Annotated in this window: 12 protein-coding genes; 9 read left to right on the forward strand and 3 right to left on the reverse strand. The window is 69.8% G+C overall.

Annotation, left to right across the window (positions count from 1 at the left end; genetic code table 11):
- Window positions 1-22: 22 nt before the first annotated feature.
- From AAG689_RS00440 to AAG689_RS00450, 3 genes are read right to left on the reverse strand one after another with little or no spacing between them, the layout of a single operon-like run.
- Window positions 23-787, reverse strand: a complete 765-nt coding sequence (locus AAG689_RS00440; RefSeq protein ID WP_406624324.1) for an rRNA pseudouridine synthase — start codon at window positions 785-787, stop codon at window positions 23-25.
- Window positions 780-2462 carry an MBL fold metallo-hydrolase gene (locus AAG689_RS00445; RefSeq protein ID WP_406624325.1) on the reverse strand — a complete coding sequence of 561 codons (1683 nt, stop codon included), beginning with the start codon at window positions 2460-2462 and terminating at the stop codon, window positions 780-782. The genes AAG689_RS00440 and AAG689_RS00445 overlap by 8 nt, the downstream gene beginning before the upstream one ends.
- An 18-nt stretch (window positions 2463-2480) precedes the next feature.
- Window positions 2481-2678, reverse strand: coding sequence for a hypothetical protein (locus AAG689_RS00450; RefSeq protein ID WP_406624326.1), 198 nt, complete (start codon window positions 2676-2678; stop codon window positions 2481-2483).
- Window positions 2679-2832: 154 nt separating this feature from the next.
- On the opposite strand from AAG689_RS00450, the gene dapF reads away from it, so the two are divergent.
- The 9 genes from dapF (at window position 2833) to mraZ (ending at window position 12020) form a co-directional block, all read left to right on the forward strand.
- A complete protein-coding gene (gene dapF / locus AAG689_RS00455; protein ID WP_406624327.1) occupies window positions 2833-3711 on the forward strand; it encodes a diaminopimelate epimerase in 879 nt (292 codons plus the stop codon).
- Between the two features lie 19 nt (window positions 3712-3730).
- Window positions 3731-4396 (forward strand): DUF484 family protein, encoded by a 666-nt coding sequence (locus AAG689_RS00460; protein WP_406626254.1) that lies wholly within the window; start codon window positions 3731-3733, stop codon window positions 4394-4396.
- 167 nt (window positions 4397-4563) lie between these two features.
- Window positions 4564-5505: a tyrosine recombinase XerC gene (locus tag AAG689_RS00465; RefSeq protein WP_406624328.1), complete on the forward strand. Its 942-nt coding sequence runs from the start codon at window positions 4564-4566 to the stop codon at window positions 5503-5505.
- 77 nt (window positions 5506-5582) lie between these two features.
- A complete protein-coding gene (locus AAG689_RS00470; protein WP_406624329.1) occupies window positions 5583-6659 on the forward strand; it encodes a CobW family GTP-binding protein in 1077 nt (358 codons plus the stop codon).
- A 344-nt stretch (window positions 6660-7003) separates the two neighbouring features.
- Window positions 7004-7495 (forward strand): RNA polymerase-binding protein DksA, encoded by a 492-nt coding sequence (dksA, locus tag AAG689_RS00475; protein WP_024001756.1) that lies wholly within the window; start codon window positions 7004-7006, stop codon window positions 7493-7495.
- A gap of 63 nt (window positions 7496-7558) precedes the next feature.
- The gene (locus AAG689_RS00480) at window positions 7559-9334 is read left to right on the forward strand and encodes an STAS domain-containing protein (protein WP_406624330.1); all 1776 of its coding nucleotides are present in this window, start codon (window positions 7559-7561) and stop codon (window positions 9332-9334) included.
- Window positions 9335-9387: 53 nt separating this feature from the next.
- A complete protein-coding gene (gene hslV / locus AAG689_RS00485; RefSeq protein WP_020230914.1) occupies window positions 9388-9933 on the forward strand; it encodes an ATP-dependent protease subunit HslV in 546 nt (181 codons plus the stop codon).
- A 78-nt stretch (window positions 9934-10011) separates the two neighbouring features.
- Window positions 10012-11331 (forward strand): ATP-dependent protease ATPase subunit HslU, encoded by a 1320-nt coding sequence (hslU, locus tag AAG689_RS00490; RefSeq protein ID WP_406624331.1) that lies wholly within the window; start codon window positions 10012-10014, stop codon window positions 11329-11331.
- A 260-nt stretch (window positions 11332-11591) separates the two neighbouring features.
- A complete protein-coding gene (mraZ, locus tag AAG689_RS00495; RefSeq protein WP_034691928.1) occupies window positions 11592-12020 on the forward strand; it encodes a division/cell wall cluster transcriptional repressor MraZ in 429 nt (142 codons plus the stop codon).
- Window positions 12021-12027 lie beyond the last annotated feature (7 nt).

Below are 12027 nucleotides of genomic sequence, written 5' to 3' on the forward strand. Positions count from 1 at the left end.
TCAAGCGCAGGCAGCTATGTTTTTAGAAGCGTTCCCAGGGCTGCAGGTAGCGCCAGTGCCCCTCGGGCAGCTTGGCCAGCGGCACGCGGCCGATGCGGATGCGCCGCAGGGCGACCACGTTGAGGCCCACGGCCTCGCACATCGCGCCGACCTGGCCCGGGCGGATGCCCTTGAGCGCGAAGCGCAGGCGCCGCTCGCTCTGCCAGCTCACCTTGATCGGGGGCAGGGGGCGGCCGTTGACGCTCAGTCCGTGGCAGAGCTTTTGCAGGCCGCCGGGGGCGATCTCGCCCGCCACCTCGACGATGCATTCCTGTTCCAGCGTCTCGATGTCCTCGGCGAGCTTGCGCGCCATGCGCCGGTCCTGCGTGTAGACCACGAGGCCGCTGGCCTCGGTGGGCAGGGGGGTGAAGCATTCGAGCTGGCGGAAATGCCGCTGCAGCACGCGCGGCGGCGGGCCGCCTTCCTTGCGCAGGGTGTCCGGGCCCACGAGCGTCAGCGCCTCGGGCGCGCCCTGGCTGCGGCTGCCGCGCACGTCGCCCGCAGCCGCGCCCAGCCCGGCCTCGTAGCCGGGCGGCTTGTGCAGGATCAGCGTGACGGGCGGCGCCTCCTCGGGCCGCGCGCCGGGGGCCAGCACCACCTGCTGGGCGGGCAGTACGCGCGCCCCGGGCGCCTCGACCACCGCGCCGTCCACGCGCACCCAGCCGCCTTCGATGTACAGCTCGGCCTCGCGGCGCGAGCAGGGCAACTGCTCGGCCAGGCGCTTGGACAGGCGGACCGGCTCAGTCATTGCCCGGCTCCAGCATGCGGATGCGTTCCACGTGTGCCAGGAGTGAGCGCTGGGCCACGGGCCACAGGCGCTCGGGCACGTCGTCGTAGGCCAGGCGCACCCAGTCCTCCATGGTGCCCTCGGGCCGCGCCTGCATGGCGGCGACCACCTTGGCCTCGCGCGCGAGGCGGTGGGCCTTCAGACGGGCGATCGCCTCGCGGGCGTTGCCCAGCACGTAGCCGTGGGCGGGCAGGATGAATTCCACGCCGTGCTGCGCGCACAGCGCATCCAGCCGGTCCAGCGAATCCAGGTAGTCGGCCATGTTGCCGTCGGGCGGGTCGATGACGGTGGTGCTGCCGTTGAGGATGTGGTCGCCGGAGAACAGCAGCCCGTCCTCGCGCAGCAGCAGGCACAGGTGGTTGGCGGCGTGGCCGGGGGTGTGCACCACCTCCAGGGTGTGGGTGATTCCGGCGTCCGGCCCTGTGCCGGAAAGCGCGAGCAGCTCTCCATTTTGTAGCGGCCGGTCGGGCGCGAAGTGGCTGGCCGTGCGCGCCGTGGGGGCCGAGGGCAGGCCCAGCACCGGCGGGCGCGGGCGGCCGTGGGCGGCCACGAGGTCGGCCAGCGGGTGGCTGCCGGGCGAATGGTCCGGGTGCGAGTGGGTGCACACGACCATGCGGATGTCGCCGCCGGCGGCGCGCCACAGGCGGTCCAGGTGCTCGCCGTCCTGCGGGCCGGGGTCGATGGCGATGTAGCCGGTGGCGGGGTCGCCCACGAGGTAGCTGTTGGTGCCGGGGCCGGTCATCACGCCCGGGTTGGGCGCGGTGAGGCGCTGCAGGTTGCGCAGCAGGGACACGGGCGTCTCGCTCTGCCAGTCCAGCGTGTGGGCGACCTGGCCGTCGGGGCAGACCAGGGCCAGTTCGCCGTAGGCCGCCTCGTGCTCCATGTGGGGCGCGCGCTTGCCGCCTAGCAGGCCCGAGCGGGGGCTGCTGGCCCACAGGGGCTGCTCGTGCGCCACGGCGGCCAGCACGGCGTCCACGTCGGGGAACTGGCCCAGGCGCTGCAGCGTGCGGATGGTGGGGAAGATCATGAAGAACTGCCCGGCGTCGTGGCGGGCCAGCGCATCCGAGGGGCGCACCCAGATGGGCTCGAACTGCTCGGCTTCGTCGGCCACGGGCTCCTGGCCTTCGGGCATGCGCGCGACGAGGAAGGGCACGGCGAAGCGCTTGGGCAGGTTGCGGTCGGCGGTCCAGTGGGCGAAGAGCCAGAGCGCGTCGGCCGCGGGCCGCAGCCCGCGCGCGGCGCACTGTGGGGACAGCGGGGCCCTGCGGTCGATCGCGGCGATGTCCTCGGGGCCGGCCCAGCGCCCGTCGGCGCGGCGGGCCAGCAGGATGCCCAGCTCCTCGAAGCTCTCGCGGATGGCGGCCAGCGCGTCGGTCAGGCGCCGGCCGCTCTGGGCGGGGCGGTGGTCGGCCAGGGCGTGGGTCTCGGGCGCGGCGTCCTGGGCCTCGATGCCGCCGCCGGGGAAGACGTGCGCGCCGGGCACGAAGCTGGCCTTGTCCGAGCGGCGGGTCATCAGCACCTCCAGCGCGGTACCGCCGCCGGGCTGGGGCGCGTCGCGCAGCAGCAGCACGGTGGCGGCGTCGAGGGGGGTGACCGGGGTGAAGGGGGCGTGGAGGTATTGGTTCTGGCGCGGCATCGCCGCATTATTCCCGCATCACTCGGCGGGGTGCAGCTGCGCCAGGCGCTCGAGCACGGGTGCGATGAGCGCCTTGGCGCGCGGGATGCCGATGTGCCAGAGCATCTCCAGCAGTTCGATGAGGGCGGCGCCGTCGCTGCTGCGCTGCACCAACGCGGCGGCGGTGTCCACGTCTTCGGCGTGCAGCCGGTCCAGTACGTCTACGGTGAGGGTCATGGTGGGGTTTTCTTGGGGATGGCCGGAGCACCGCATGCTGCGCAGCCCGGGCGGGCGCAGGCTGATGCACATCAATATCCGAGCAAAAACATCGGGATTTGCGGGTTGGCCCGGACCGGTGGCCCGCGCAAGGGCGCGGCCCGATAATCGCGCCATGCACATCCGCTTCACCAAGATGCAGGGCGCGGGCAACGACTTCGTCGTGCTCGACGAGACGCAGGGCCGGCTGGGCCTCACGCCCGCGCAATACCGTTTCCTGGCGGACCGCCACTTCGGCGTGGGCGCCGACCAGATCCTCACCGTGCGCCCCTCGCCGGCGGCGGGCGTCGACTTCGAATACGTGATCCACAACGCCGACGGCGGCGAGGTGGAACAGTGCGGCAACGGCGCGCGCTGCTTCGCGCGCTACGTGCGCGACAAGGGCCTGACGGGCAAGGACGCGATCCGCGTGCAGACGCTGGCTGGCGTGATCGAACCCCGGCTCGCCGCCGACGGCCGCGTGACGGTGGACATGGGCCGCCCCGTGTTCGCGCCCGAGCGCGTGCCGTTCGATGCGTCGGACCTCGTGCCCGTGCCGCAGGGTTCGGGGCAAAAATGGCCTCTGGCGCTTGAGGGGCAAGCGCAGGAGGCTACTGTTTTGGTAGCGGTCGTCTCCATGGGCAACCCGCACGCCGTGCAGCTCGTCGATGACGTGGACACCGCCCCCGTGGCCCGCACCGGCCCGCTGGTGGAGGGCCACGCGCGTTTTCCGCAGCGCGTGAACGCGGGCTTCCTGCAGATCGTCAGCCGCTCCGAAGTGCGCCTGCGTGTGTACGAGCGCGGCGCGGGCGAGACGCTGGCCTGCGGCTCCGGCGCCTGCGCGGCGGTGGCGGCAGGCATCCGCCTGGGGCTGCTGGACGCGCGCGTGGATGTGCACACCCGCGGCGGCCTGCTCACCATCGCGTGGAGCGGCTCGCCCGAGGACTCCGTGTTCATGACCGGCCCCGCCACCACGGTCTTCGAAGGCCAGATCGACATTCCCGACGCACCATGACCTCTTCCCAGATCCCCCCATCACCGAGGCGGACATCGCCGAGTTCCTCGTCAATACGCCCAGCTTCTTCGAGCGCCACGCCGAGGTGCTGGCTGCCGTCACCATCGCCAGCCCGCACGGCCAGCGCGCCGTGAGCCTGCACGAGCGCCAGGCCGAGATGCTGCGCGACAAGATCAAGGGCCTGGAGCACCGCGTGATGGACATGGTGCGCCACGGCGGCGAGAACGCCGCCATCGCCCACAAGATGCACCAGTGGGCGCGCGACCTGGCCGCCGTGCGGGACCCCGCCGCGCTGCCGCAGGTCGTGGAGCAGGGCATGCGCGCGCTGTTCGACGTGCCGCAGGTCGCCCTGCGTGTGTGGGGCACCGCGCCGGCCTACGCCGGCGCCGCTTTCACCGAGGGCGTGAGCGAGGACGTGCGTTCCTTCGCCTCCTCGCTCACCATGCCGTTCTGCGGTCCCAACCTGGGCTTCGAGGCCACCGCCTGGCTGCCCGATGCGCAGCAGGCCCAGTCGCTCGCGCTGCTGCCGCTGCGCGAGGGCGCGATCGACAGCGCCGAGCAGCCCGCCTTCGGCCTGCTGGTGCTGGGTTCGCACGACCCGCAGCGCTTCGATGCCACCATGGGCACCGACTTCCTCGCGCGCATGGCCGAGCTGGCCAGCTCCGCCCTCTCGCGCCTGCGCTGAGAACGTGTGAACGAATCCGCCATGCCCGCTCATCACGCCAAAACACGCCTGCCCGTCGTTGCAAATGCTCGCCATAGCCCGCGCTATGGCTGCGCTTTGCGCCTAGTGCAGCCGCGTTTTGACGCGCTGTTCGGCCACGCCGGATTCATTCACACGTTCTGACTCCCATGCCCGCGCCGCTGCCGCCCGAGGCCCGGCAATACCTGGAGCACGTGCGCGTGGAGAAGCGCCTGGCCGCACGCACGCTCACGCTCTACACGCTGGACCTGGAAAGGCTCGCGGCCTTCGCCGAAACGGCCGGGCAGCCGCTGCTGCAGCTGACCAGCGCGCACATCCGCCGCTTCGTCGCGCAAATGCACGCGGGCGGGCGCAGCGGGCGCGGCATCGCGCTCATCCTCTCGGGCTGGCGCGGCTTCTTCGCCTGGGCAGCGCGCCAGGGCCTGGTGCCGCACAACCCGGTGCAGGACGTGCGCGCGCCCAAGGCGCCCAAGCCCCTGCCGAAGGCCCTGCCGGTGGACGACGCCGTGCGCCTGGCCGAGCACGAGCAGCCCGGGGCCGACCCGTGGCTGGAGGCGCGCGACGCCGCCATCGTCGAGCTGCTCTACGGCTGCGGCCTGCGCGTGGGCGAGCTCGTCGGGCTGGACGTGGCCCCCAGCCCGGCCGCGCACCAGCAGGGGCGCGGCTGGGTGGATCTGCAGGCGGGCGAGGCGCATGTGTTCGGCAAGGGCTCCAAGCGCCGCAGCGTGCCCGTGGGCCGCGCCGCCGCCGAGGCGCTGCGCGCCTGGCTCGCCGTGCGCGGCACGTCGCAGGAGGCCGCGCTCTTCATCGGCCAGCGCGGCACTCGCCTGAGCGCCCAGTCCGTGTGGCTGCGCCTGCGCCAGCGCAGCCAGACCGCGGGCCTCTCCACGCCCGTGCATCCGCACATGCTGCGCCACTCGTTCGCCAGCCACCTGCTGCAGTCCAGCGGCGACCTGCGCGCCGTGCAGGAGCTGCTGGGCCACGCCAACATCACCACCACCCAGGTCTACACGCGCCTGGACTTCCAGCACCTCGCGCAGGTGTACGACCAGGCCCACCCGCGCGCGCGCCGCAAGCCGCCAGGGTCTTGACAGGCTCGGTACACTGGTTTTTTTGTCGCGCGGCGGTCCGTCCAAGGGCCGCCGCTTTGCATTGGAAAGCACGTCCCATGTCCTTGATTCCCGCCACCATCCTCACCGGCTTCCTGGGCTCCGGCAAGACCACGCTGCTCAAGCGCGTGCTCTCGGAGTCGCACGGCCAGAAGATCGCCGTGATCGAAAACGAATTCGGCGAGGAGAACATCGACACGGACATCCTGCGCACCGAGTCCAAGGAGCAGATCGTGCAGATGAGCAACGGCTGCATCTGCTGCACCATCCGCGAAGACCTGCGCGAGACCCTGCAACTGCTGGCCGCCAAGCGCCGCAAGGGCCTGGTGGAATTCGACCGCATCGTGATCGAGACCACGGGCCTGGCCGACCCGGGCCCCGTCGCCCAGACCTTCTTCATGGACGACGAGATCGCCGAAACCTACCTGATCGATTCCATCATCACCCTGGTGGACGCCAAGCACGCGCAAAAGCAGCTCGACGACCGCCAGGAGGCGCGCCGCCAGGTGGGCTTCGCCGACCAGATCTTCCTGTCGAAGACCGATCTCGTGAGCGAGGACGAGAAGAACGCCCTCGTCCACCGCCTCAAGCACATGAACCCGCGCGCGCCCATCCGCGCCGTGCACTTCGGCGAGGTGCCGCTGTCCGAGGTGCTGGACCTGCGCGGCTTCAACCTCAACGCCAAGCTGGACATCGACCCCGACTTCCTGAAGGAAGAGGGCGACGCGCACGACCACGCGCACTGCGATCACGACCACGGCCAGTGCGACCATGACCACCACCATCATCACCACGAACACGGCGAGCACTGCGACCATCCGCACCACCACCATCACGACGATGACGTGAAGAGCTTCGTCTACCGCGCCGACCGCCCGTTCGACCCCGCCAAGCTCGAGGACTTCCTGGGCGCCATCGTGAACATCTACGGCCCGCGGATGCTGCGCTACAAGGGCGTGCTGGACATGAAGGGCACCGACCGCAAGGTCATCTTCCAGGGCGTGCACCAGCTCATGGGCAGCGACCTGGGACCGCAGTGGGCCGAGGGCGAGGCGCGCGGCAGCAAGATGGTGTTCATCGGCATCGACCTGCCGCGCGACATCTTCCAGCAGGGGCTGGAGCAGTGCCTGGCCTGACCGCCAATGTGAACGAGTGTGAATCCTGCGGCCCGCCACAAGCCGCACGATTCGCTCTGGTATCCGGCGCGGGTTGCCCTGCGCGCCGACATCGATACAATCGCGCCCCGGCAAAAAGCCGCCCGCACCGCGCCGCTCCAAGCGGCCGGACCCGCCCCACTTGCGAGGAGACGAGGAAGTGAAAGCCGAGCCCTGCACGTCCCCGGCCCGCGCCCGCTGCCGCAGCTGCAGCGCCGGTAACCGCGCAGACGCGTCGGCCTTCTTCCCGTCCGGCGCAATTGAACGTACCATCCACGGCAACGACAGGGGCGTGTGCCGCCCCATGAGCCAGCTTCATTGACACCATGCCTACGACCCTGCAAACCCCTGTGGCGGCCGCCAAGAGAGACCCCAAGCTGGCCAACAACTGGAAAACCAAGTCCGCTGAAGAGCTGAGCGACGCCGAAGTGCTGTCCATGCCCGACAGCGAGTACATGAACGACAAGCAGTTGGCCTTCTTCCGCCACAAGCTCGTTCAGCTCAAGCAGGACATGCACAACAACGCCGGCGAGACCACCGAGCACCTGCGCGAGGACACCGTGGTCGTGCCCGACCCGGCCGACCGCGCCACCATCGAGGAAGAACACGCCCTGGAGCTGCGCACGCGCGACCGCGAGCGCAAGCTGCTCAAGAAGATCGAGCAGTCCATCGCGCGCATCGACGCCGGCGACTACGGCTACTGCGACGAGACGGGCGAGCCCATCGGCGTGGGCCGCCTGCTGGCACGCCCCACGGCCACGCTGTCGCTGGAAGCACAGCAGCGCCGCGAACTCAAGCAAAAGATGTTCGGGGACTGAGCGCACGGCGCTCCCCCGCATCCCGACGGAAAGGACGGCGCACGCGCCCGATCTGGTACGCACATGAGCAAGGAAGAGTCCTCCTCCGGCCGTGGCCTGCTGTCCAAGATGGTGCGCTTCGTGCGCAATCCGACCGTCAACTGGTCCGAGCTCGATTCGATCGACGCCGATCGCGAGAGCCAGTACAGTAAGCAGATGCTCAAGGAGATGATCGAGCGCAAGCGGCGCAACGACTTCGTGCGCCGCCGCGAGTTCGATCAGCTGCGCAAGCTGCGCCAGCGCGAGGCCCTGCAGGGCCAGCGCGTGGAAGACCCCACGGCACGCACTTCCTTCTTCCAGACCAGCATGACATCGCCCGACGACCGGGCCGAGACGCTCAAGAAGATCGACGAGATTGAGGCGCAGATGTCCCAGCAGTGGTGGAAGAGCAAGCCCGCTTCCGGCATGCCCTCCCAGCCCGCGCCTCCGGTGCCCCCCGCCGGGCGGCCGTTGCCCGCGACGGGCGTGGACGCCACGCAGCCCGCGCCCGCGTCGGCGGCCATCGCCGCGGCCCTGGCGGCGGCGCAGGCCGGCCCGCACGGCAATGCCTTCGCACCCACTGCGCCGCTGAGCATGCCCATGCCGCTCGACCGGGCGGCTCCCGTCGAGCCGCTCTTCGCCGACGATGCCTTGGGCAGCGGCTTCGGCACCGTCGAGCCGCCCGCCGTGGCGGCAAGCAGCGCGCCGGCTGCCCCCGTGGCTGAGCCCGAGAAATTCGTGCATGAGCCCGATCTGGAGGAAGCTGCGATCCGTTTCGCCAACGGCGACTACGCCGGCGCGGAAACCGGCCTCACGGAAGTCCTGGCACAGCACCAGCAGGATGCGCCGCAGCAGCAGCACGACCTCTGGATGACGCTGTTCGACCTGTACCGCGCCACGGGCCAGCAGGACCGCTTCGACACGCTGGCGATCGACTATGCGGCGCGCTTCGGCCGCTCCGCGCCGCTGTGGTTCTCCCTGCCCGAGCAGCTCGGGCTGCAGGGCGTGGCGGTGGCCGAGCCGGCGCAGCCGGCCCCGGCGCAGCGCGAGCTGAGCTGGAGCGCCCAGCCCATGCTGGCGCAGCAGTCCGTGGCGGCGCTGCAGGCCTCGCTGGCACGCGCCGCGCCGCCGTGGACGCTGAACTGGGCGCGCCTCACGGGCATGGACCTGCCCGCCGTGTCCGCCCTGGCCGACCTGTTCGAGCGCTGGGCCGACCAGGACGTGGAACTGCGCTTTCTCGGCATGCAGGCGCTGCAGTCCGTGCTGCAGGCCCACACCCAGTCGGGCGACCGCGGCTCCGACCCGCAATGGTGGCGCCTGCGCATGGCCGCGCTGCGCCTCATGGGCCAGCCGGACGAGTTCGAGCTGGTGGCCCTCGACTACTGCGTGACCTACGAGGTCTCGCCCCCATCCTGGGCTGCGCCGCGCTGCTCCTTCAGCGGCGACGACGGCATGCAGGCCGCCCCGCAGGCAGAGGCGAAGGACAGCGACCTGTTCATGTCCGGCTTCCAGCTCTCGCAGCCCGCCGGCATGGACGATGCGGCCCCGGCCGCCGCGCTGTCGGGCCACATCGAGGGCGATGCGGCACCGCTGCTCGACCCGCTGGAGGCCCTGGTGCCCCCCGGCCAGCCGCTCACCGTGGCCTGCGACCGCCTGATTCGCATCGATTTCGCGGCCATCGGCTCCGTGCTCAACTGGGCGGCGGCGCAGCAGGCGCAGGGCCGCGTGGTGCAGTTCATCAACCTGCACCGCCTGGCCGCGGTGTTCTTCAACGTGATCGGCGTCAACGAGCACGCCTGGGTGATCCCGCGCAAGAACTGAACCGCGTTCGCTGCGGCTTGCAAACGGCGCAGGTAGCCCCATCTGCCTTCCCCATGGAACAGTACCACGGCACCACCATTCTCAGCGTCCGGCGCCAGACGGCGGACGGCCTCCAGGTCGCCATCGGCGGCGACGGGCAGGTCACCCTCGGCAACATCGTCGTCAAGGGCTCGGCGCGCAAGGTGCGCCGGCTCTATGGCGGCAAGGTGCTCGCCGGCTTCGCGGGCGCCACGGCCGACGCGTTCACGCTGTTCGAGCGCTTCGAGGCCAAGCTGGAGAAGCACCAGGGCCACCTGACGCGCGCGGCGATCGAGCTCACCAAGGACTGGCGCACCGACCGCGTGCTGCGCCGGCTCGAAGCCATGCTGGCCGTGGCCGACCATTCCGCCTCGCTCATCATCACCGGCAACGGCGACGTGCTGGAGCCCGAACAGGGCATCGTCGCCATCGGCTCGGGCGGCGCCTACGCGCATTCGGCCGCCAAGGCGCTGCTCGCCAACACCGACCTGCCGGCCGCCGAGATCGTGAAGAAGTCGCTTGAGATCGCGGGCGAGCTCTGCATCTACACCAACATGCACCACACCATCGAGACGCTTTGAGCGGCACGGTGGAAACTCTTGTTTTGATAGCTGCTGGCGCTTGATGGGTAAGCGCTGGGGCCTGATTTGGGTATCAACATGTCTTCCATGACTCCCCAGGAGATCGTCTCCGAACTCGACAACCACATCGTCGGCCAGGCCGGCGCCAAGCGCGCCGTGGCCATCGCGCTGCGCAACCGCTGGCGCCGCCAGCAGGTCGATGCCGGCCTGCGCCAGGAGATCACGCCCAAGAACATCCTCATGATCGGCCCCACGGGCGTGGGCAAGACCGAGATCGCACGGCGTCTGGCGCGGCTGGCCGATGCGCCCTTCATCAAGGTCGAGGCCACCAAGTTCACCGAGGTGGGCTACGTGGGCAAGGACGTGGACTCGATCGTGCGCGACCTCGTCGAGGTGGCCGTCAAGCAGACGCGCGAGACCGACATGAAGAAGGTGCGCGCCCGCGCCGAGGACGCGGCCGAGGAGCGCATCCTCGACGTGCTCGTTCCCCCGCCGCGCGGCGGCAGCGAGGTCGCCGAAGGCGGCGCGGCGCGCCAGGTATTCCGCAAGAAGCTGCGCGAAGGGCAGCTCGACGACAAGGAGATCGAGATCGACCTGGCCGACGCGCGCCCGCAGCTGGAGATCATGGGCCCGCAGGGCATGGAGGAGATGGCCGAGCAGCTGCGCGGCATGTTCAGCCAGATGGGCCAGGAGCGCCGCAAGACGCGCAAGCTCAAGATCGCCGAAGCGCTCAGGCTGCTGACCGACGAAGAGGCGGCGAAGCTGGTCAACGAGGAAGAGGTGAAGACCCGCGCGCTTGCCAACGCCGAGCAGAACGGCATCGTCTTCATCGACGAGATCGACAAGGTGGCCGCGCGCCAGGAGGCGGGCGGCGCCGAGGTCTCGCGCCAGGGCGTGCAGCGCGACCTGCTGCCGCTGGTGGAGGGCACGACGGTTTCCACCAAGTACGGCATGGTCAAGACCGACCACATCCTGTTCATCGCCTCGGGCGCTTTCCACCTGGCCAAGCCCAGCGACCTGATTCCCGAGCTGCAGGGGCGCTTCCCCATCCGCGTGGAGCTGGGCTCGCTCTCGGTGCAGGACTTCGAGGCCATCCTCACGCAGACCCATGCTTCGCTGGTCAAGCAGTACCAGGCGCTGCTGGCCACCGAGGGCGTCACGCTCGACTTCCGGCCCGAGGGCATCACGCGGCTGGCCCATATCGCCTACGAGGTCAACGAGCGCACCGAGAACATCGGCGCGCGGCGCCTGTCCACGGTCATGGAGCGGCTGCTGGACGAGGTGAGCTTCGATGCCGCCAGGCTCTCGGGGCAGACCGTGGTGGTCGATGCCGCCTATGTCGACGGGCGTCTGCAGTCCCTGAGCCAGGACGAGGATCTGTCCCGATACATTTTGTGAAGGTTGTCCGGCGGCGCCGTCAAGCCTTCACAAAGCACTTGCATACCTGCTCCTAAGTGCTTAATCAATAAAGGATTTTTCCCGGTATTGCCTGCAAATTCGGCGCTAAGTCCTTGATTTCATTGCAAAATTTTGTTGCGAGGCCTCTTGCTCGGTGTTCTTTTCCTGCTACAGTGCAAAAAAGTGCAATTAAGTGGTGAAAAGTGCCCTCGAAGCCCCCGTGTGTGGGGGAGGGCGACAACGACCGGGGTTTCCAATCCGTGTTTCAAGGGGCGTCATCGCTGAGTCTGGATGCAAAGGGGCGGCTGTCTGTGCCGACCCGGCATCGTGACGTCCTCACGGAGCAGGCAGGCGGCCAGCTCACCATCACCAAGCACCCCGACGGCTGCCTCATGGTCTTCCCCCGCCCTGAATGGGAGCAGTTCCGCGAGCGCATCGCCCAGCTCCCCATGTCCGCCCAGTGGTGGAAGCGCATCTTCCTGGGCAATGCCATGGACGTGGAAATGGACGGCACCGGCCGCGTGCTGGTCTCGCCCGAGCTGCGCGAAGCCGCTGGCATCACCAAGGACACCGTGCTGCTTGGCATGGGCAGCCATTTCGAGCTGTGGGACAAGGCGACGTACGACGCCAAGGAGGCGGCGGCCATGCAGGCCGGCATGCCGGACGTACTCAAGGATTTCGCTTTCTAGGGGCGCA

Source organism: Acidovorax sp. SDU_ACID1 (assembly GCF_045291395.1).
Classification (GTDB): domain Bacteria; phylum Pseudomonadota; class Gammaproteobacteria; order Burkholderiales; family Burkholderiaceae_C; genus MR-S7.

What these genes read in the sequence shown, in the direction of transcription:
- AAG689_RS00440 (WP_406624324.1), bottom strand. Translation starts at nt 787, where the DNA reads ATGACTGAGCCGGTCCGCCTGTCCAAGCGCCTGGCCGAGCAGTTGCCC.
- AAG689_RS00445 (WP_406624325.1), bottom strand. Translation starts at nt 2,462, where the DNA reads ATGCCGCGCCAGAACCAATACCTCCACGCCCCCTTCACCCCGGTCACC.
- AAG689_RS00450 (WP_406624326.1), bottom strand. Translation starts at nt 2,678, where the DNA reads ATGACCCTCACCGTAGACGTACTGGACCGGCTGCACGCCGAAGACGTG.
- dapF (WP_406624327.1), top strand. Translation starts at nt 2,833, where the DNA reads ATGCACATCCGCTTCACCAAGATGCAGGGCGCGGGCAACGACTTCGTC.
- AAG689_RS00465 (WP_406624328.1), top strand. Translation starts at nt 4,564, where the DNA reads ATGCCCGCGCCGCTGCCGCCCGAGGCCCGGCAATACCTGGAGCACGTG.
- AAG689_RS00470 (WP_406624329.1), top strand. Translation starts at nt 5,583, where the DNA reads ATGTCCTTGATTCCCGCCACCATCCTCACCGGCTTCCTGGGCTCCGGC.
- dksA (WP_024001756.1), top strand. Translation starts at nt 7,004, where the DNA reads ATGCCTACGACCCTGCAAACCCCTGTGGCGGCCGCCAAGAGAGACCCC.
- AAG689_RS00480 (WP_406624330.1), top strand. Translation starts at nt 7,559, where the DNA reads ATGAGCAAGGAAGAGTCCTCCTCCGGCCGTGGCCTGCTGTCCAAGATG.
- hslV (WP_020230914.1), top strand. Translation starts at nt 9,388, where the DNA reads ATGGAACAGTACCACGGCACCACCATTCTCAGCGTCCGGCGCCAGACG.
- hslU (WP_406624331.1), top strand. Translation starts at nt 10,012, where the DNA reads ATGTCTTCCATGACTCCCCAGGAGATCGTCTCCGAACTCGACAACCAC.